Raw genomic sequence first — 19,908 nt, 5'->3', positions numbered from 1 at the left:
GCCCGGCGGTTGCAGCCCGGGCTAGGTGAACGAGGACGGCGACAACTGCGCCGTTACTGCGCCATCCCCAACACGTACATCAGCACCAGCAAGGCGAGCACACCCGCAAGCACCGCGAAGAATATCTTCCACGCGCTATACGGACGCTCACCCGCCAGTTGCCCGGTATAGCCGTTGGCCAATATCTGGAAGCTGCGCGAGCCATAGGTGTAGCTGACCAGCCACACCGGCACCAGGATGTGCTTGAAGGTGCGCTTGCTGTACGTCGCCTGCACCTGCAGGTTGCGCTGGGTGTCGCCCGGCACCTGCTCGGAACACAGGTAGCGGGTCTGCGTCTGCATCTGTTCCTCACCCTGCCGCGCGGCCTGGCGCAGATCCACTTGGTAACGCTCCACCGTCCAGCCGCGCACGAACTCGGGCGAATACGGCTTCAAATCGGTGGTGGTCGGGAACTGGCCGATCTTGCCCAGCAATTCCGGATGCACGCCTACCGTGCCCGGCACCAGCTCATCGTCGAAGAAATGCTGCAGCGAACCGGATGCCGGTTCCCAGCGCACACGCCGTTCCTGGCGGGTCTGCGTATTGCCCTTGGAATCACGGTAACTGACGGTGACGTAGTAGTAATACCCCGCCTCGGCGGTCCAACGCGCGGCGACCTGCGCGTCGAACGTCCAGTACGGCAGATACATGCCCTTGAGCGTATCGGTCAGCGCGGCGCGCTTGAGCTTGCTCGGCGCGAACCAGCGCGTGCCATACCACTTGCGGATGATGTCGCGGACCTGGCCGTCACTGATCTTGAACGGCAGCACGCTCTGCGGGGTGATCGCATCGCCCAGCGACTCATGGTCGATGATCGATGGCGAACCGCAGAACTCGCAGCGGTCGGCCACCTTGCGGTCGACGAAGACCGAGATCGCATGACAACTCTGGCATTGCACCTCGCGCGGCTGCGCGCCATAGCCGCGTTGCTCGGCCGGGGTGGCGGCCATGCTCTGCAGCATGCCGACCACACCGCCCTGCGGCTGTGGCGGCAACGGTGGCGGCTGGTTCGCCTCGTCCTGCAGCCGCTTCAGTGCCGCCAGCAGGTCCTGCTCGACCACGCCGGTACTGCCATCGCCCACGCCCATCGCTGCCTCCGACAGCGGCACGATGGTGCCGCAGTAGGGACAGGCCAGGGCTTGCTTGCCGGCATTCCATTGCAGATCCCCGCCGCATTCCGGGCAGGGATGTTTGCCAACTGTTGCGTTGTTCATCAGCCGCGCAGGAACTCTTCCAGTGCCGAGCGGGCGATGCGGGTGGCATTGCCGATCTTGCGTGCCTTCAGGTCACCTGAAGCGATCGACGCCATCACGTCCTCGACCGATACCGACAAGGCCTGTGCAGCCTGTTCGGGGGTGAGCACGTCCAGCGCCACGGCATCACCGGCAGCCGGCAACGGCGGCGGCGCAGCAGCACCCGGCACCACCGGCGCGCTGGTCTGCATGTTGCGCATCATTTCCTGCGCCATGCCGAAGCCCATCGCCATCTGAGCCGGGACCGCGGCGGCGGCTGCACCTTCGCCACCCTCGCCCATGCCGTGGCCCATCTGGTACTTCACGTAGTCGTTGAGGTTGCCGATCACGCCCATGCTGGAACGCTTGTCGATCGCCTGTTCCACTTCCGGCGGCACCGACACGTTCTCCAGGATGAAGCTGGTGACCTCGATGCCGTACTTGTCGGTCATCGCCGGATTGATGATCGGCAGCAAGGCTTCGCCCAGTTCCGAGTAACGCGAGGCCACATCCAGCGCCGGCACGCCGGCCTTGGCCAGCGCCTCGGTGAACACGCTGACGATGCGCGAACGCATGGTGTCGGCGAACTCATCCAGGCGGAAATTCTGGTCGGTACCGGCCACTTCCTTGAGGAACTTCGGCGGGTCGACGATACGGAAATCGTAGGTACCAAACGCGCGCAGGCGGACCACGCCGAAATCGGCGTCGCGCATCATCACCGGATTGGAGGTGCCCCACTTGTTGCCGGTGAACAGGCGCGTGTTGAGGTAGTAAACATCGCACTTGAACGGCGATTCGAAGCCGTACTTCCAGCCCAGGATGGTGGACAGCACCGGGATGTTCTGGGTGCTCAGCGTGTGCTTGCCTGGGCCGAACAGATCGGCGTACTGGCCGGCAGCGACGAACTGCACCATCTGCGACTCACGCACGATCAGTTGTGCGCCGTTCTTGATCTGGCGGTCGTCATCCGGCCAGCGGTACGACAGCGTGTCACGCGAGTCATCGGTCCACTCGATGATCTCGATCAGTTCCTTTCTGATGAAGTCCAGAATGCTCATGCTCAGTCCCTGGTCGGCAAGGCTCCGATTCTACGGCGGGAATGTTAAGAGTGCGCATGACGCCGCGCAGACATGCGGTGGCGCAGCATGGCCGCATCTTCCGGAGCTGCGGGGACGCCATGCGTGTTCTGACCCTGTTGTTGACCACGCTGTTTGGGCTGGCGCTGGCAGTGGGTGGTGGCTGGCTGCTGGCACTGCACGGCAGCCCGTTCTACCTGCTCAGCGGCCTGCTGCTGTTGGCCGTGGCGTGGGGCCTGTGGCGACACCGGCGCTGGCCGACCTGGCTGTACGCCGGCTGGTTACTGGTGCTGCTGGGCTGGTCGCTGTGGGAGGCCGGCCTGTACTGGTGGCCGTTGGCCACCCGCGTTGGCCTGCCCGCCCTGCTCGGCCTGCTGATGGCCTTGCCCGCCTCGCGCCGCTCCAGCCCGCGTGGTTACACCGGCCCGGCCGGCTGGCCGGTGCTGCTGGCGTCGCTGGGCGTGGCCGCGGTCGCCTTCGTCGGCATTCCGCGGCACCTGCATGAGACCGATGGCCGCCTGCCGATGGACATCGTCAACGCCAATCCGGCACTGGGCGACACCGCGCAGCCGGAGGGCGAATGGCAGGCCTACGGGCGCAGCGGCTACGGTCAACGTTACTCGCCGCTGGCGCAGATCACACCGGCCAATGTCGACCAGTTGCAGCTGGCCTGGCAGATGCAGACCGGTGATGTGCGCCTGCCGCAGGACGTGGGCGAGACCACCTACGAAGTCACCCCGTTGAAGATCGGCAACACGCTGTACCTGTGCACCCCGCACAGCCTGGCGTTCGCGCTGGATGCCGACAGCGGCAAGGTGCTGTGGAAGTTCGACCCGGGTGCTGGCATGGAACCGCAGCGCCAGCATCAGACCTGCCGCGGGCTGTCGTACTTCACCGAAACCGCCGCCCCCGCCGCAACAAGCGCAGCAACCGGCGTGCACACCTGCAGCAGCCGCGTGTTCCTGCCCAGTGCCGATGCCAAGCTGCATGCGCTGGACGCGCAGACTGGCGAGCACTGCAGCGACTTCGGCAACAACGGCGTGCTCGACCTGCTGCACAACATGCCGTTCAAGCAGGCCGGTTACTACTATTCCACCTCGCCGCCGCTGATAGCAGGTGGCAAGGTGATCATCGCCGGTGCGGTCAACGACGACTATGCGATCAACTCGCCGTCCGGGGTGATCCGCGCCTACGACGTGCACAGCGGCCAGCTGTTGTGGAACTGGGACTCGGGCAACCCCACCCAGACCGCGCCACTGGACCCGAACAATCCCAACCAGGTCTACACGCCCAGTTCGCCCAACAGCTGGTCGGTGGCCAGCGCTGATGAAGCACTGGGGCTGGCTTACTTCCCGATGGGCAACCGCACCCCGGACCAGCTCGGCATGTACCGCAGCCCCGCCGAGGAAACCTACGCCTCATCGGTGGTGGCACTGGATATTGCCAGTGGCCAGGTGCGTTGGGTGCAGCAGTTCGTGCACCACGATCTGTGGGACATGGACACCCCGGCGCAACCGGTGCTGCTGGATCTGGATCTACCGCAGGGCCGCGTACCAGCGCTGGTGCAACCCACCAAACAAGGTGACGTCTACGTACTGGACCGCCGCGACGGCAAGCCCTTGCTGCCAATCAGCCAACGCACCGCACCGCAGTACGTGGACATACCAGGCCAATTCGCCGCGCCCACGCAACCAGCGTCAGCGTTGAGCTTCGAGCCCAAACCGCTGCGCGAAGCCGATATGTGGGGCGCGAGCCTGATCGACCAGATGCTGTGCCGCATCCAGTACCGGCAGCTGCGCTACGAAGGCCGCTACACACCGCCGACGCTGCAGGGCAGCCTGATCTATCCGGGCAACTTCGGCACCTTCAACTGGGGCAGCGTGGCGGTGGACCCGCAGCGGCAGGTGATGTTCGGCATGCCCACCTACCTGGCCTTCGTCTCCAAGCTGGTGCCCAAGCATGAAACCAGCGGCCGCGAGATGAACAAGGGCGAGCATGGCTTGAATGAGAACAAGGGCGCCGACTATGCGGTGGAAATGACACCCTTCATGTCGCCGATTGGCGTCCCCTGCCAGGTACCACCATGGGGCACGGTTGCCGCCGCCGATCTGCGCACCGGCAGGATCGCCTACCAGCACCGCAACGGCACCATCCGCGATCTGTCACCGCTGCCCTTACCGATACGCATCGGCGTGCCCGGCATTGGTGGACCGATGCTGACCGCAAGCGGTGTGGCCTTCATGAGCGCGGCCACCGACGACAACTTCCGCGCCTACGACCTGGCCAGCGGCAAGGTGCTGTGGGATGTGCGTATTCCGGCCGGTGGGCAGGCCACGCCGATGACTTACCTCAACAGCCAGGGCGAGCAGATGGTGCTGCTGGTGGCGGGTGGTCATGGTTCGACCGGGACCAAGGCGGGCGACTATGTGCTGGCGTACAAGTTGAAGAAGTAGGGGCTTCTGCGAGTGAAGCAGGAGCAGGAGCAGAAGCACCCCTCCCCAACCCTTCCCTTGCCTTCGGCAAAGGGAGGGGGCGCAAGCAACAGCCTCAAGCCTGCATGATCAGCCCCCTCCCTTGCGCAACGCGCAGGGGAGGGCTGGGGAGGGGTGCCTTTCGCGAGGAACCCAATCAGCCCTGCCCCATCTGCCCCCTCCCTTGCGCAACGCGCAGGGGAGGGTTGGGGAGGGGTGCCTTTCGCAAAGACCCCAATCAGCCCAGATCAATCCGCGGCACGTCGTACCACACCGCATCCGGAAACCGCTTCAACACCCAGTCACGAATGAAGCCGCGGCTATCTGCAGCGATCACTTCATCACTGCTGTCATCGCGGCTGTTCCAGGCCACGCCATGCAAGGCGATGCCACGCGCCGCCAGCGCTTCCAACGACAGCAAGGTGTGGTTGATCGAACCCAGGCGCCCGGAGGTCACCAGCAACACCGGCCAGCCCTTCTGTGCGACGTAGTCAATCGTCAGCAGCTGCTCGGTCAGCGGCACCATCAAACCGCCGGCACCTTCGATCAACACCGATTCGTAGCGCTCAGACAACCGCGCCGTAGCGCTTTCAATTGCAGAAAGATCCAACGTCCTCTGCTCCAGACGCGCGGCCAAATGCGGGGATGCCGGATAGGCAAACAACGCCGGCATCGTGGTGCCGTCGCGGTCCTCTTCAAACAATCCCGTGCCCATGATGCGCCGGTGCAGCAGGATGTCATCGGAGGCGGCCACACAGCCGGTCTGCACCAGCTTCTGGGTGATCACCTCCTCGCCCTGCGCCGCCCATTGCTGCGCGAGCCAGCCGGTGACAACCGTCTTGCCGATCTCGGTATCGATACCACTGACAAACACAATCTTGCCGCTCATGCGCGCATATCCTCTTCCTGCAGGCTGGCCACCAGCGCGACCATGCCATCGCACAGCTGCTGCAGCTGCGCATCGTCGATTACAAACGGCGGCATCACATAGACCAGGCGGCCGAACGGCCGGATCCAGATACCGTGATCCAGCATCCGTTGCTGGATGCGTTCCAGACGCACCGACATCTTCAGTTCGATCACGCCGATGGCCCCAAGCACGCGCACATCGGCCACCTGCGGCAAGGCACGCGCGGGTGCCAGGCGTTGTTCAAGACGTTGCTCGATCGCCGCCACCCTGCTCCGCCAATCCTGCGACAGCAGCAGCTGCACCGAGGCCAGCGCCACCGCGCAGGCCAGCGGATTGGCCATGAAGGTCGGCCCGTGCATGAACACGCCCGGCTCGCCGCTGGCGATCACGTCGGCAACCTCGCGCGTGCACAGCGTCGCCGCCAGCGTCATGTAACCGCCGGTCAGTGCCTTGCCGATGCACAGGATGTCAGGGCTGATGCCGGCATGCTCACAGGCAAACAAGCGCCCGCTGCGACCGAAACCGGTGGCGATTTCGTCACAGATCAGCAATACATCGTGTTCGCGGCATAGCCGTTCCAGCTCACGCAGATACTGCGGATGGTAGAAGCGCATGCCACCTGCGCCCTGCACCACCGGCTCGATGATGAAGGCAGCCAGTTCATCGGCGCTTTCAGCAAACAGCTGTGCGAGCGCTGCGATATCGGCAGGATTCCAATCGTCGCCGAAGCGTGTCTGCGGCGCAGGCACGAAACGGCGTGTCGGCAGTGACGTGCCAAACAAGCCATGCATGCCAGTAACCGGATCGCATACCGACATCGCGTTCCAGGTATCACCGTGATAGCCCGAGCGCGTGGTGGCGATATTGCACTTGCCCGGCTTGCCGCGCGCAGCCTGGTACTGGATCGCCATCTTCAGCGCCACTTCCACCGACACCGAGCCGGAGTCCGCGTAGAAGATCGCGTCCAAGCCCTTGGGCGCGATCTGCAGCAGCTGCTTGCCCAGCGCGATGGCCGGCTCGTGGGTCAGCCCGCCGAACATCACGTGCGACATGCGGCCCAGCTGGTCAACCACCGCCTGGTTCAGCTGCGGATGGTTGTAACCATGGATGGCGCACCACCACGAGGCCATCCCGTCGATCAGCCGGGAACCATCTTCCAGCTGCAGCAGCACGCCATCGGCGCGGGCCACCTTGAGCACCGGCACCGGGCTGCCCAAGGCGCTGTAGGGGTGCCACAGGTGTTCACGGTCGAATTGATCAATCAGCATCGTTCAGTACAGCTCACGCCGCGGGAAGGCGGCTTGCAGGGGGCGTACCTTACCGCTTGCGCGGCTGGCCTGCATGCATCAGCGGCAACGGGTCGAACGGGCCATCGCCGCCATAGATGCCGTAGTGCAGATGCGGCGGCGTACCGCGCGCATTGCCGCTGTCACCCACGAAGCCCAGCACATCCCCAGCCTGCACGATGCGCCCGTAGGCCAGCCCTGGCGTCCAATCCTGCAGGTGCGCGTAGTAGTGCCTTTGCCCGGCCGGCCCGATCACCCACACCTGACGCCCGCCCAGGCCGCTGTCGCGCACCGCTGCCACCACGCCCTGGGTGGCGGCGACAACCGGCGTGCCGCGTTTGGCGAAGATGTCCACGCCATGGTGCTTGCGGTCGCGCCCGCGTGGTGCGCCGAAAGTATCGGCAATCTGCCGTGGCTTGATGCCCTGCACCGGCACGGCTATCGCCGTTGGCGCTGGCAGGCGGGAGAGCTTCCAGCCTTCTCGGGCAACCACGGTGAAGGGCTGCTGCCACAGCCAGCCGCCGGCAAGCGTCAGCACTGTAAGCAGCAAGACGATGCGCACTGTTCGCGGCCAGCTGGTTCGATCGGAAGAGTTCAAGGTCGTCTGTTGAATGTCTACGGAGTGGCAAAAGCTAACCGCAGCCAGCGACGGATTTCCAGAACTTTTTCAACGCCAGGCGCAGGCATTCAGCACTTCAAATTCGCTTCACATTGGCCGCATATCCGGCACATGCGACGCACCTAGAATTCGCCTCCAACAACCCAACAAGCATGCATCCCCGAGATGGAAATTCTCTACTTCATGGCCCGGACGCCAGCACTGCCAGCGGCGCTGTACCTGCTGATCCTAGTTGCTGCCTGGTGCTTCAGTCGCTTGCTATTCGATGCCCTTTCCATCTTTGGATTCATTGGGTTGCTTATGGCGTTCCTGGCCAGTCATGGTGAATCGGCCATGGTCATCGCACTTATCGCCCTCATCCACCTGTCACTGACCTTCGCCGGTAACAGGAAGCAAGGTAGAAGCAGCATCAAAGCGCAGGCACCAGCCGAAAGCCGCTGACGGATCGGCACCAACGCCGTTTTGTAGGAGCGACGTGAGTCGCGAAACTGATGGACCATCAGATCGCAATCGATATGGCTGCTCATTGATGCCAGCTTCGCGGCTGATGCCGCTCCCACAAGGGCACCCCGCCTTCTTGTGGGAGCGACGTAAGTCGCGAAGCTCACACACCATCAGATCGCTGGGCAACTGGCTGCCAGCAGTTCCCGGCTTCGCGGCTTACGCCGCTCCTACAAAAACGGCGCGCTCTCCCACAAAGCCGGGCCCTGTCAGAACGACGCCTGCACGGCCGCTTCCCAACGTGTGCCAGCGGCCTGATCGCCAAACAGATCACGTGCCTGCTGGTCGGTGAAGTGCCCACTCAACCGCAGCTCGATCGGCGCTGCCACTGCCCAGATCGCACTGACCTGTCCGTGGGCGTAGCCACCGCCCACCGCATCCTGCAACTGGTACCAACCAGCGGCGGCCTCAAGACGCAGTTGCGGAGACAGCGGCATTCGTGCGCCCAACTGGGTGTACAGACCATCCTGGTTGGTGCCCAGCGCCTGCGGCGACCAACCCAGCGACAACCAGTAATTGTCCTTCCAGGTCAGCGTGGTATTGAGCTCGGTCCAGTTCAGGTCGACGGTCGTTGCCGGATACCGGTAATGCAGCAGATTGGCGTCCAATGCCCAGTCATCGGCCAGCTTCCCGTTCCAACCAACGACGAAGTCCAACTCGCTGCTGGCATGTGCTTCCGGTGCGAACTCCACGTTGGATCCCCAGGCCGAGGCGTAGAAGCCACTATCGCCGGCAACGCGGAAACCGGCCTGCACAGCGGCGTCACCCTGGCTCTGGCTGGAGCCGCGCCAGACATAGTCGCTGGTCAAGGCGGCACTGCCGCTGGTGTCGATGGCCAATGCATCCGCGCTGGCGGTAAGTGCGATGAAGGCAGCAAAGTACAACGAAGAACGTGAGCGTTTCATGGGATTTCCGGAAGCGGCCGCGCGAGCTGCGCGGCGATGCGGAATTGTTCACGCAGCTTCCATAAACCGACGATGGCGACGCCCCAAGGTCCGCATCAAATCTGCGTAAAACCTATCCTCCTGCTGCAGAAGATCAGTTCTGCCGCGCGAAAACCTGTGGCGTCGCGCCCGCTGGCATCGGCTCGGCGAAGGCCGGCTTGATCTCCAGCGGCCCCCAGTCGCGCTCACAATGGGTGAACTGCCATTGGCTGGGTCTGAAGCGTGCGGCTGCGCCATCCGGTTCACCGGTCGTGAACTCGGCCTGGATGTCATAGTCGATCAACGGTGTATTGAACCAGGCGACTTCACCGGCCTTGCAGTCGATGAACGGACGCGAAGGATCGACCACCCAGTCACCACTCTCCGGATCGGAATGATAGACCGGGCTGATGCGCTGATCGGCAGTCAAGCGCATGCGCCCGGGAGATGTTTCCAGTACATCGACCCACAGACCCGCCAGCTGCACTGGCTCGGGGAACTGCAGTGCATCCAGGCCACGCAATCCCAATGGCCGTTGCGGCTCGCCGTTGTCGAAGACATCGCGGCGATTGACCAGCGTTCCCTTGGGGACAGTGAACTCGCCATACTGAAAATCACGGTCCAGCACGAACTGTGCACGGCTGCCGCGCTTCCAGCTCTCGATGGCGAACTCGCGCTTGAACTCGGTGGTCTTGTAGATCAGCACCCCTACCCAGGCCGCCACCAGCACTACAAACGCGGTGCACAGGCGCACCTTCCAGTTGAAGAACGCGCCCCAGCCGCCCTGGCCGTGGCGATGGAAGTACCAGGCCCGCACAAGCAAACCAATCGCCACCAAGCCGCCCAGCAGCGGCAACACGAACACCATCAGCAGGAACGGCCAGGAGATCAATGGTCCGGGAATCATCACGCAGACAACAGAGGGGGAGCGCTTCACATCCTACCCCTTCAGCGTCTCGGCGCATGCATTCACTGCATGAGAACCAAACCAATCCGCATCAGCCAATGGCCAATGAACCGATCCGGACTCATGTACGGCGCGGGAAACGCGGCAAAATAGCCTCCCCTGAATCCAACAACCGTCATGAAGTCCAGCAGCAAGCCCCTGCACCCATTCCGCAGCTGGTTGAGCATCGAGCGCAACCAGACCAGCCACGGAGAGAAGTGGATTTCCGCACTGGGCGCACTGATCGGCATCACGGTGGTCTACCAGCTCACCCATTGGTGCTTCCCCGCAGGCTTCAACCACGCAGGCGGCGCGATCATGCTGGCCTCGATGGGGGCGAGCGCGGTACTGGTGTTTGCCGTGCCACATGGTGCCTTGTCGCAGCCGTGGGCGGTGATTGCCGGTCATCTGGTATCCGCCTTCATCGGCGTCAGCTGCCAGCTGATGTTCCCCGATCAAGCCTGGACGGGCGCACTCGCGGTCGGCCTGGCCGTCGGTGCGATGCACTACCTGCGCTGCATCCATCCACCCGGCGGCGCCACCGCGCTGGCCGCGGTGATTGGCGGTAGCGACGTGCACGCATTGGGCTACAACTACCTGCTCACCCCGGTGGCAATCAACGTCGCCGCCATCCTGTTGGCCGGCATCGCGTTCAACGCCTGCTTCGCCTGGCGCCGCTACCCGGTGCAGCTGCATCGTCGTCGCCAGCAGGCCATAGCCGTGCCCTCGGCACAGCGCCATGTCGACTTGACCCAGGAAGACTTTCACGCGGCCATTGGCCAGCTCAACTCCTTCGTCGACATCACCGACGAAAGCCTCACCGAGCTGCTGGAGCTTGCCAAGCAGAATGCGGAGCGTGATGCGCTGCACCCGGACCTGATCGAACCCGGCCGCTGTTACAGCAATGGCCGCCTGGGTCGCGCCTGGAGCGTGCGACGGGTATCGGTAACACCAGCGCTTTCCGGTCCTTCTGCTGATCGCCTGGTATTTGCGGTGGTGGCGGGCGATGGCATTGGCGACATTGGTCATGCAACCGCTGCGGAGTTGCGGCAATGGGCCCGCTTCGAGGTTTCACTGCATGAAGGTGGGCGCTGGGCAAAGCTCGGTAGCCGCTGATCCTGCAACCCGGCTGAAAGCACGCGCCGTCCGGCATTACAGCGAAAGCAACGCCAGTACGGTGCCAAACAGGCTGATCGGCACCCGGCAGGCGAGCGACTCATGCACGCCGAACCAATTGCAGGCCACCCAGCCAAAGGGCACCAACAACAGGCCCAGGATCAATGCATCGGCGATCCAGTTCCAGTGGTGCCCGCGCACCAGCTGCAGCACTGCGTCAACGAAGAATCCCACCAGCATCAGCAATGCAACAGCGCCCAACAGCAGGGCGATGCCCAAGCCGGTATCACCGCGATGCTGTTGGCTGGACGCATGCGCGGCGGCGATGCGCGCGTACAACAGCAGCGCCAGCAAGGGCGTGACGAACGCGGCAATGCGGATCACAGGCGACCACGGGTAACGCGACCACCAGGCGCGCTGCGGGCCGTCAATCACGATCGGGCGCGCCCAGGGGGAACAGGTGACGGTAGCCGCGCGCTTCATCCACCGCTCGCGCGAAGGAGGGCCGCTGCAGCAAGCGTTGCCGGTAATCCAGCAGCAGCGGGTAGTCATCGCTGATGCGGTGTGTCCAATCGGCGTAGAACAACGCAGGCGCCGCTGCACAATCGGCCATCGAGAAGACCTCACCACAGGCCCATCGGCGGCCCGGCATTTGGCTTTCCAACCAGGCATAGGCAAGCTCCAGCTTCTGCACGCTGAAGGCGCGGGCTTCGTCGCGCCTGCCATCGTCGCCACTGAGCGCGCCGTTCACTGCATGCTGCACCGGGCTCATCACATGCAGGTCGAAGAAACGATCATGAAAGCGCACGTCCAGCGCCTGGATTGGTTCTTCGGGCAGCAGTCGCACCACGCCGCCGTGTTTCAGCTGGAGGTATTCGATGATGATGCTGGTTTCCACGACACTGCGCTCGCCGTCGAGCAGCAACGGAAACTTGCCCAGCGGCCAATGCTGCAGCCACTGGCCGATGTGCTCAGGCGTGTCGGGGCCGAGCTGGCGGAACTCGAAGTCGATGGCGTTCTCATAAAGCGCAATCAGCACCTTCTGCGTATACGAGGAGAATGGATGACCGTAGAGCACAAGCGACATGACGAAGTCTCCGTGATTGGAACCACAGCGGAATACGCTGCTGCCAGGGCGGGCTGTTCATTGCATGAAGGCCGCTTCATCCACCAGCGTCCGTACCAGCGCTCATCGCCAGCCCACAATCGCTGCCAGCTGGTCGCCCGCTGAAGCGTTCGGCGATCCAGGCAATGGCGCGATCCGCCGAGGCGATTGCCGTGGTGGCATGGCCGGCATCTGGCAGACGCAGGTAGTTCACCGCTGCGCCGCGCTTGCAGCTCTGCTCGAAGAAGCGCCAGGTGACCGGCGTCGCGACCAGGCCGTCAGCGTCGGATTGCACCAGCAACAGCGGCGCCGAACCGGCAGCCAACGCCGTGATCGAATTGCGTGCCATCAAGCCATCCCAGGGCGCACGACCGCCCAGATCCAGGCTGCCGAGGCGCGCGCGCAAGCGCAACAAACGCACCAGTGCCGCGGCCGAGAACGGATCGCCTTCGCAGCCGCTGGTGGCTCGCTCGATCACGCCGCGGGTTGTTGCATTGGCAATGGTGGACAGATCGGCGCCGTAGACCCTGGACCAGCTGCGCGCGGTGAACGCGGTCAACAGGCCGCGAACCGTGGTATCGGCATGCTGCATGTTGGCTGCCAGATCCGTAGGCGGCGACACTGCAACCACGCCCTGCAACTGCAGGTCGGGCGCATAGCTGCGTGCGCGTTGCGCGCTGAACAGCGCCGCGTGCCCGCCCTGCGAATGCCCCCAGACCGCGAAGCTGCGGCTGGCACCGGCGGCTGGCAGCGCCGTCGCAGCGCGCACCGAGTCCAGCACCGCTGCCGCGGCGGCGTCGCCCGCCAGGTAGGCATGCGGACCGCGCGTGCCGAGTCCCGGGTAGTCACTGGCGACCACCACCCATCCCCGCGCCAGCATGTCGGCCAGCCCCGGGATCTGGTCCAGGCTACGAATCGGCGTGCACGCCGAATCGATGCCCACGGTGCCGTGCGCCCATGCCACGATGTCGCGCCCTTGAACCGGGCTTGGCCCGTCAGGCGCAACCAGCACGCCGGTGGATTGGGTGGGATCGCCATCGACATCGGTAGTCTCGTAGCGGATACGCCAGGCCTTGGCGCCAGCGGGAGCGCCGTCGGTGGCAACCGCCTCCAGCAGCTTGCCGGGCGCGGCCAACCCAGGCGCGCAACCGGAGTACAGCAAGGTAGCCAGCAACAGCCAGCGTGTCACCGCGTTTCGCATGCGTTCCAGTCCCTGGCTGCCCGATTGCGCTGATGCTAGCTCAATGCAGCGACTGTGGGAGCGGCGTGAGCCGCGAAGCCGGCAATCCAGGCTTTCCGGGCATGCCTGTATACGGCGTGCTGGGATTCCCAGCATCGCGGCTCACGCCGCTCCCACAACATCCCGCCTGACTCATGGCTGCCATGAGTTAATCTCGCGGCGCTGCATGAAAGCCCGGCCCTACAATCACCGGCACTCAAACCGGGACGATCAAACATGCGCAACCGTCACCTGGCATTCGCCTTCGGCCTGCTCGCTGCGTGCACGCTTGGCAGCGCCGCTGCCGAGCAGGTCGTCGGTGTAGCGCCGCTGGGCAAGGAGGTGTTCGCGTCGGTTGATATTCGCCAGTTCGAGACCGGCAGTTTCACCTCGGCTGGCGGAGTGGTCATCCCCTATCGACTGTTGCGCCCTACGGCAGCCAAAGCCGACGTGACCTACCCATTGGTCATCCAGTTCCACGGCTCTGGCGGCATAGGCAGGGACAACAGCAGCCAACTCGACCGTTTGGCCAGGAGCTGGGCGATGCCTGAAGTACGGCAGCACTACCCCGCCTATGTGCTGGTACCGCAGTTCGCTGAGCGCAGCGCGAACTACGGCCCTGCGTCAGCGGATCAGCATGCGGAAGCCTCTCCGATGCTCAGCGCCGCGCTCGAGCTGGCAAACAGGATCGCCACCGACAATCCCGTCGACACCACGCGGATCTATGCGCTTGGATTCTCGATGGGCGGGTCGGCGGCGTGGCTGGCGCCCACCTTGCAGCCAGACCTGCTCGCCGCCATCGTGCCGATCTCCGGCATTGCACCAGCGAATGCCGATGCCGCCACTTTCAGGAACCTGCCGGTGCTGGCCATGCACGGCACTGCCGATGACGAGAACCCGATCACCGCTGACAGGCGCTTTGTCGCCGCCATCCGCGCAGCTGGCGGCGAGCAGGTACAGCTCAGGGAGTACGACGCACTGCCGCACGCACCGCCGGCCGATATCCACCCTGGCAAGTGGTGGCGCGATTGGCTGTTCCAGCAACACCGTCGTTGACCGCCGCCCTTGCAGGAGCGGCGTAAACCGCAAAGCCGGCGATCTTCCCACGCAGGTGGAATCAGCGATTGCGACGCCAGCCGCCAGCGGTCTCGGGGCTTCCCCGTTCCTGCAACACCGGCCACGCTCGCGGCCAGATGTTGCACAAACCGCAACTCTGCTTTCCACCGCGTCCGGTTGTGACACCCCAGACAGGGCCCATGTATTCCGCAATACATGCTGCGACAGCGGTTTCCCGCTGTCGCGACAGGCACTGCCCTCCCCGTCTGGATCCACCTGGAACACTTCAATGACCAAGCTCTTCGAGCCCTACGGCCTCATCGGCACCAAGCTCTCCAACCGCATCGCCATGGCGCCCATGACCCGCGCACGCGCCCCCAACGATATCGCTGACGAGCGCGTTGCCCTCTATTACGCCCAGCGCGCCAGCGCCGGCCTGATCGTCAGCGAAGGCACGCCAATCTCGCGCGAAGGCCAGGGCTACCTGTTCAACCCCGGCATCTACACCCCCGAGCAGATCGAGGGCTGGCGGCTGACCACCAACTCGGTGCATGCGCTCGGTGGCAGGATCGTCGCGCAGCTGTGGCACGTCGGTCGCATGTCGCACCCGTCGATCCAGACCGATGGCCGCACACCGGTCAGCGCCAGCAGCAAGCAGCCGGCCAACTCCAAGGCCTTCGGCTACAACGAAGAAGGCCAGCCAGGCATGGTCGATGCGCCCGCGCCGCGCCAGCTGAGCACCGCGGAGGTTGCACGCGTGGTCAACGACTTTGCCCAGGCTGCACAGAACGCGATTGATGCGGGCTTTGACGGCGTCGAGATCCACGGCGCCAATGGCTACCTGCATGAGCAGTTCCTCAACCCGCTGGTCAATGATCGCAGTGATCAGTACTCCGCTGACACGCTGGAGAACCGCATCCGCTTCACGCTGGAGGTGATCGACGCCATCGTCGCGCGCATTGGTCCTGAGCGCACCGGCATTCGTCTCTCGCCGTACGGCAACCTCTTTGACATGCCCGCCTACCCGCAGATCGATGAGACCTACACCGCGCTTGCGGAGGCCATCGGCGAGCGCAAGCTGGGCTTCGTGCACCTGATGAACCAGGCCGGCTACTCAAGCAGCGCGCCGGGCCAGGCAGGCTTCAACAACCTGCTCAGGACGATCCGCAGCAAGCTGCAGGAAACCCGCTTGATCCTGGCCGGCGGACTGGACCGCGAATCGGCGCAGGCACTGATTGATGAGGGTCTGATCGACATGGCCGGTTTCGGTGTGCCGTTCATCAGCAACCCCGATCTGGTCGAGCGCCTGCGCAACGACTACCCGCTTGCCAAGGCCGATCCAACCACCTTCTACGGCGGCAGCGGCAAGGGCTACATCGACTACCCGCCATACAACGCCGCAGCCTGATCCGCCCCTTGATTGTGGGAGCGGCGTAAGCCGCGAAGCTGGAAATCCCAAAGCCGGCCGGTCCGTGCAAGTGCATGGCCAAGGACCGCGCACCGATACCCAGCTTCGCGACTCACGTCGCTCCTACAAGGCGTGCATCGCCTCGTGCGATTGCTTGGCCCGTTACCCAGCCAAGCTAGAACTGCCCCCGCTCCACACCTTGTTTCCACGACTCCGGCCGCGGCGTCCACTCGCCTTCACCCAGTACCGCCTCCAGCAGGTTCTGGATCGGATAACCCAGGTGCTGCTCCGCCGCCAAACCGCCGTCGCTCATCTGCGCGGCGGCCACGAACTTGCGGAATGCACGCTCATCACCCGCCGCTAACGCGGTGATCTTCTTGGCCAGATCGTAGGACAGCCGGTTGCCATCATCCGCAGCCAGGAATGACTTCCCGGACCAGAATGACTGGATGCTTTCTTCGTTCCAGTAAGCCGCGTGTTGCGCAGCGATCTCGTGCGGAAAGTACATCTGTGCGCCGGGTGCGGCCAGCTGTGGATACAAGGTGTGCTCGGTGTTCACCGCCAGGCCCTCGTTCAACCACGCCGGAATCGGCAGGTGTTGCAGCAGGCAGTGAGTAAGCTCATGGGCGATCACCGGCTCCATCGAATCAAGGATCTCCAACGGCATCACGAAGTGCCCATATCCTGCCTTGATGAACATGCCCGAGGACATCGCGTACTCGCCGCCATCCGGGTAGTAATGCGATACGTAGGCGTAATAGTCTTCCTGGTCGGCGAACACCATCACCACATGCTTGCCAAGGCCGGGCGCGACTGCAAGATCGCCAAGGCTGCGATTGATCCGCGCCAGCAGGCGCTGGCAGGTTGCGAGGAATACCTCGCCTGGCCTGTCCATCAGGTTCGACAGCAGAAGGAAGTCGGCGGACTCGGTGATGCGGTAATGCTCCCCTAGCCGCTGGTTGAGCGCTTCCAGCCACTCCTTGGCCGCCGAGGTGCGGTGGATATGCGTGGCGTCGGCATCCAATCCCGTCGGCGCGTCCTCGCTGATACGGTCCCAATCCGCGATTGGCAGCTGGGTGCCGTCATACCAATGCATGCGCACCGGCACACGCGGCAATGGCGCCACTTTCGCAGACCTCTTTTCGCGCGACAGGTGCGTTACCAGCCAACCAGTCAGGATGAAGACCACGAGGAAGAACGCTACCGCATAGAGCGCGTCCTTTCCTTTCTCCCTGTCATCAGCGAACAGACCGGCGTCTGCAGCCGCCACAACCAACGGCGACACGGCTGCGGCCTGTGGCAGCGCGGCATGCGCAACCCCAACAGGAGCGAGCAAGGAAGTGCCGATGCTGGATGCCAGCAGCAGCGCAAGAATCAAGAAGAATTTCATATTGCTTCGTTTACCTGTGCCTGGCCATTACCAACATTGAAGTCGCTTTCCATCTGATCGCTCCACCTCCATCCGAGAGCGCGACCTGATCCTGCTTTGCGGGAGCTGCGTAAGTCGCGAAGCTCGCCAACTTTCCAACAAAGGAGTTGCTGTAGAACGATCAAGCTCGCTTCGTCTCGGAGTATCAGCTTCGCGGCTTACGCCGCTCCCACATACAACTGTTGCTATCGCGAGCCCAGCACGAGGAAGTACTTCCCATCCTCCCCGGAGCCAACCCGCAGGCAAGCTTCGCCCTCCTTCCGATCCATCGCGTAATCCCGATCCAGCACCAGATGCCGGAACACCACGCCGATATCAGCAGACGACGTTACGATCCACGGCGATTGGCAACTGTTGCCGTCGCCACTTGCCATGATGGCCTGCAACAGTCCGTCAAACCCGAAGCGCACAGCCGCGTCATCGCCAGCAAGACTCTCAAGCGCATTCAAATGCAAGGGATACCGCCCCAGAAAATCCTGGTAAAGCTGCAGGCGCGCGTCAGCTGAGCCGCCCGCCCCGTCCAACGCAGCAAGCTGCCTGCGCAGTTCGAGATAGCCCTCGGCCGCTGCCAGCTCGTCGGCCCCGGTGAATGGCGAATCGCCTTCGGCCGGTTTCGGCCCGAGGTTGCGCTGCAACCATGCGCCGTAATACAGATGGGCGAACTCAGTACCTGCAAGACCGCGATCACGGCCGATGAATCGCGCCAACAACTTCGGGTAGAACGTTGCCTGCTCAGGCTCCAGCACCGCATCCGCGCGCACGCCTGCGACGCTCGCCATCATGTCCGGCCCTGCCGCAGCGCCACGCTCCCACAACTGGCGTTCCGTGCGATAACTCATCGGCGCTGCAAGGTCGTCACCCGTGCTTCCATAGCGCCGGACCAGCAACATCACGTCAGTCCCGGCGAGATGCCTATAGCCGTCAACCGCCAGGACATCGCTGTTCCAATCGGGTGCAGCGTTCCCCCGACCATCCAACGCCACCTCGCGGAACAGCAGGCAACGATTACCAGGCAGCCAGCTGTTCGCGCATGTAGCCGATGCCTCCTTGATCTGCAGCAGTCGTTCCGCCCCCTGCAGACCGTAGCGCGCGCCCTGCACGAGCGCCGTTCCTTCGAAACGCAGTACGCCACCAAATGCGTCGCCAAGCTCCAGTTGCGGCCGATCCTTCTTCGCCGGCTCAACGCGCATGCGCAGCGCATGCCCGCCGGACAACATCTGCAGCAGGCGCAGCTCAGCGGTGTACGCCGGCTTTTGACAGGTCAATGCAGGCGTGCGCTCATGCGGCTGCCTGCGCAGGTTCAACTGCCAGGCCACCTCGCGCTGCGGATCAGCGCCTTGCACCTGATAGCGCCGCAGCACCACCTCGCCATCCACCTGCCGCTTGCACAGCTCGCTATGCAGCAGCAGAGACGGTTCCGCTGATGGGCTTTTATCCTCGACACCGAATTGCAGCTGCGGTGCATCTGCCCCCTCACCGAACCAGGCTCGCGGCATTCCATCCTTGTCCACAGCAGTGAGCAAACGCCAGCGGTACAGCGGAAGCAGCTGTTGATAGCGTTGGGCGGTCTGGCGTGCTGCGGATTCGTCGGGGTACGTTGGAGGCGGCGCCAGTGCAGCCGGCATTGAGGCTGACTGTTGTCCAATCGCCAGCGCGGGCAATGCAACTGCAGCAAGTGCGATCGCCGCGCAGATGCCAGGCAAGTGGCGAAGACGAATCCCGGTCATTCCACATCTCCTTATGTGGCTCTGGACTGTCGCACAGTCCAGAGCGTCTTCAACATTCGGCTCAGTCAATCAACCCTGCTATCGGACTTCAGCGCCACTACTGCAGCCGAATTCAAAGCTCTTCGTCGCAGGGTTCATCACTTAGCAGCGCGGGATCCACCGGCTTGGCTTCATCGATAAGCGCACGCTGCTCAGCCGTCGGATTGCCCAACCACCACACCTTGCAGCGCGATACCAGACGGCCAACCATCCTGGCGTGCTGGGGCTGATACAGCATTGCCAGCTGCTGCGTGTCGCACTGGTGCGCCTGGCAGGCCGTGTAGAACCACCATGTTTCGCTTCCCAACATCTTGGGCACGCCCGGTGCGCTGGGGCCACTGAGCAGCCGGTCGCGCTGCGGTGGGACATGCGGATCGGCGATGTCGCCCTCAGCCGCCTCTTTCAGCAGCTCGTCGAATGCGGCGGTGACCTTGGGATCAGCACGGCCGCAGTTGTCCACGGTGTTGCCGCCCACCAGGGTGAAGAAATACGTCGCCAGTGGATCTTCCTCACAGCTGGGCTCGTGGTCGAACGCGGCTGGCGTGGGCGCATCGCCCTCCGGGTCGCCCTCTTCATAGGGCGAGGATTCGGTGTCCTCGATCTCGGCGACCGGATCCGCGCTTGCCTTGGCCGGCAACTCGGCCGCCGGAACTGCGCTGGCGGCACCCTCCGCTTCACCCGCCGGCACCTGCTTGCAGCCCAGCAGCAGACCTACAAGCAGCGACACTCCAAAAATACGGACTTTCATTTTTCACCTGGGGTAATCAGTACGTTGCATCCATGTAGTTCCCGGTCATGCAATGGGA

The 19,908-nt window shown here is 63.8% G+C and carries 18 protein-coding genes; 5 read left to right on the top strand and 13 right to left on the bottom strand.

Annotated features, from left to right (window positions below; translation table 11 throughout):
• Positions 1 to 53: 53 nt before the first annotated feature.
• Positions 54 to 1,253, bottom strand: coding sequence for a TFIIB-type zinc ribbon-containing protein (locus AC1VWL_RS03545; RefSeq protein ID WP_482985782.1), 1,200 nt, complete (start codon positions 1,251 to 1,253; stop codon positions 54 to 56).
• The gene (locus AC1VWL_RS03540) at positions 1,253 to 2,329 is read right to left on the bottom strand and encodes an SPFH domain-containing protein (RefSeq protein WP_482985781.1); all 1,077 of its coding nucleotides are present in this window, start codon (positions 2,327 to 2,329) and stop codon (positions 1,253 to 1,255) included. The genes AC1VWL_RS03545 and AC1VWL_RS03540 overlap by 1 nt, the downstream gene beginning before the upstream one ends.
• A gap of 119 nt (positions 2,330 to 2,448) precedes the next feature.
• Between AC1VWL_RS03540 and AC1VWL_RS03535 the strand changes: the two genes are divergently transcribed.
• Entirely contained in the window at positions 2,449 to 4,800 is a 2,352-nt protein-coding gene (locus AC1VWL_RS03535) for a membrane-bound PQQ-dependent dehydrogenase, glucose/quinate/shikimate family (RefSeq protein ID WP_482985780.1), read from the top strand.
• 256 nt (positions 4,801 to 5,056) lie between these two features.
• Here the strand turns inward: AC1VWL_RS03535 and bioD are convergent, their stop codons facing one another.
• Genes bioD through AC1VWL_RS03520 form a run of 3 tightly spaced genes read right to left on the bottom strand, consistent with a single transcriptional unit; the run spans position 5,057 to position 7,627 of the window.
• Complete coding sequence (gene bioD, locus AC1VWL_RS03530; RefSeq protein WP_482985779.1) at positions 5,057 to 5,707, bottom strand: dethiobiotin synthase; 651 nt, start codon at positions 5,705 to 5,707, stop codon at positions 5,057 to 5,059.
• Complete coding sequence (gene bioA, locus AC1VWL_RS03525) at positions 5,704 to 6,996, bottom strand: adenosylmethionine--8-amino-7-oxononanoate transaminase (protein ID WP_482985778.1); 1,293 nt, start codon at positions 6,994 to 6,996, stop codon at positions 5,704 to 5,706. Before bioA ends, bioD begins: the two co-directional genes overlap by 4 nt.
• Before the next feature lie 49 nt (positions 6,997 to 7,045).
• Positions 7,046 to 7,627: a M23 family metallopeptidase gene (locus AC1VWL_RS03520; protein WP_482985800.1), complete on the bottom strand. Its 582-nt coding sequence runs from the start codon at positions 7,625 to 7,627 to the stop codon at positions 7,046 to 7,048.
• Between the two features lie 171 nt (positions 7,628 to 7,798).
• On the opposite strand from AC1VWL_RS03520, the gene AC1VWL_RS03515 reads away from it, so the two are divergent.
• A complete protein-coding gene (locus AC1VWL_RS03515) occupies positions 7,799 to 8,074 on the top strand; it encodes a hypothetical protein (protein ID WP_481534381.1) in 276 nt (91 codons plus the stop codon).
• A gap of 269 nt (positions 8,075 to 8,343) precedes the next feature.
• On the opposite strand, the gene AC1VWL_RS03510 is transcribed toward AC1VWL_RS03515, so the two are convergent.
• Both AC1VWL_RS03510 and AC1VWL_RS03505 read right to left on the bottom strand, forming a co-directional pair.
• Complete coding sequence (locus AC1VWL_RS03510; RefSeq protein WP_482985777.1) at positions 8,344 to 9,039, bottom strand: TorF family putative porin; 696 nt, start codon at positions 9,037 to 9,039, stop codon at positions 8,344 to 8,346.
• A gap of 133 nt (positions 9,040 to 9,172) precedes the next feature.
• Complete coding sequence (locus tag AC1VWL_RS03505; RefSeq protein ID WP_482985776.1) at positions 9,173 to 9,994, bottom strand: hypothetical protein; 822 nt, start codon at positions 9,992 to 9,994, stop codon at positions 9,173 to 9,175.
• Positions 9,995 to 10,141: 147 nt separating this feature from the next.
• Here AC1VWL_RS03505 and AC1VWL_RS03500 point away from each other — a divergent pair, with 147 nt between their 5' ends.
• Positions 10,142 to 11,119 (top strand): HPP family protein, encoded by a 978-nt coding sequence (locus AC1VWL_RS03500; protein WP_481534384.1) that lies wholly within the window; start codon positions 10,142 to 10,144, stop codon positions 11,117 to 11,119.
• Positions 11,120 to 11,155: 36 nt separating this feature from the next.
• Here the strand turns inward: AC1VWL_RS03500 and AC1VWL_RS03495 are convergent, their stop codons facing one another.
• The 3 genes from AC1VWL_RS03495 to AC1VWL_RS03485 all read right to left on the bottom strand — a co-directional run bounded on the left by AC1VWL_RS03495 (position 11,156) and on the right by AC1VWL_RS03485 (position 13,425).
• Positions 11,156 to 11,554 carry a hypothetical protein gene (locus AC1VWL_RS03495; RefSeq protein WP_482985775.1) on the bottom strand — a complete coding sequence of 133 codons (399 nt, stop codon included), beginning with the start codon at positions 11,552 to 11,554 and terminating at the stop codon, positions 11,156 to 11,158.
• Complete coding sequence (locus AC1VWL_RS03490) at positions 11,547 to 12,206, bottom strand: glutathione S-transferase family protein (protein WP_482985774.1); 660 nt, start codon at positions 12,204 to 12,206, stop codon at positions 11,547 to 11,549. The genes AC1VWL_RS03495 and AC1VWL_RS03490 overlap by 8 nt, the downstream gene beginning before the upstream one ends.
• Positions 12,207 to 12,282: 76 nt before the next feature.
• Positions 12,283 to 13,425, bottom strand: a complete 1,143-nt coding sequence (locus AC1VWL_RS03485) for an alpha/beta fold hydrolase (protein ID WP_482985773.1) — start codon at positions 13,423 to 13,425, stop codon at positions 12,283 to 12,285.
• A gap of 255 nt (positions 13,426 to 13,680) precedes the next feature.
• On the opposite strand from AC1VWL_RS03485, the gene AC1VWL_RS03480 reads away from it, so the two are divergent.
• Both AC1VWL_RS03480 and AC1VWL_RS03475 read left to right on the top strand, forming a co-directional pair.
• Positions 13,681 to 14,499 (top strand): carboxylesterase family protein, encoded by an 819-nt coding sequence (locus AC1VWL_RS03480; RefSeq protein ID WP_482985772.1) that lies wholly within the window; start codon positions 13,681 to 13,683, stop codon positions 14,497 to 14,499.
• Positions 14,500 to 14,788: 289 nt separating this feature from the next.
• Entirely contained in the window at positions 14,789 to 15,907 is a 1,119-nt protein-coding gene (locus tag AC1VWL_RS03475) for an alkene reductase (protein WP_482985771.1), read from the top strand.
• 175 nt (positions 15,908 to 16,082) lie between these two features.
• Here the strand turns inward: AC1VWL_RS03475 and AC1VWL_RS03470 are convergent, their stop codons facing one another.
• The 3 genes from AC1VWL_RS03470 to AC1VWL_RS03460 form a co-directional block, all read right to left on the bottom strand.
• Positions 16,083 to 17,297, bottom strand: a complete 1,215-nt coding sequence (locus AC1VWL_RS03470; protein ID WP_482985770.1) for a DUF2268 domain-containing putative Zn-dependent protease — start codon at positions 17,295 to 17,297, stop codon at positions 16,083 to 16,085.
• Between the two features lie 224 nt (positions 17,298 to 17,521).
• Entirely contained in the window at positions 17,522 to 18,961 is a 1,440-nt protein-coding gene (locus tag AC1VWL_RS03465; RefSeq protein WP_482985769.1) for a DUF4919 domain-containing protein, read from the bottom strand.
• 214 nt (positions 18,962 to 19,175) lie between these two features.
• Positions 19,176 to 19,850 (bottom strand): hypothetical protein, encoded by a 675-nt coding sequence (locus AC1VWL_RS03460; RefSeq protein WP_482985768.1) that lies wholly within the window; start codon positions 19,848 to 19,850, stop codon positions 19,176 to 19,178.
• Positions 19,851 to 19,908: the final 58 nt, after the last annotated feature.

The sequence above is a fragment of the Stenotrophomonas sp. STEN063 genome, from assembly GCF_056854515.1.
The sequence above is the reverse complement of the archived record's forward strand: the minus strand, read 5'-3'. Positions and strand labels throughout refer to the sequence as shown.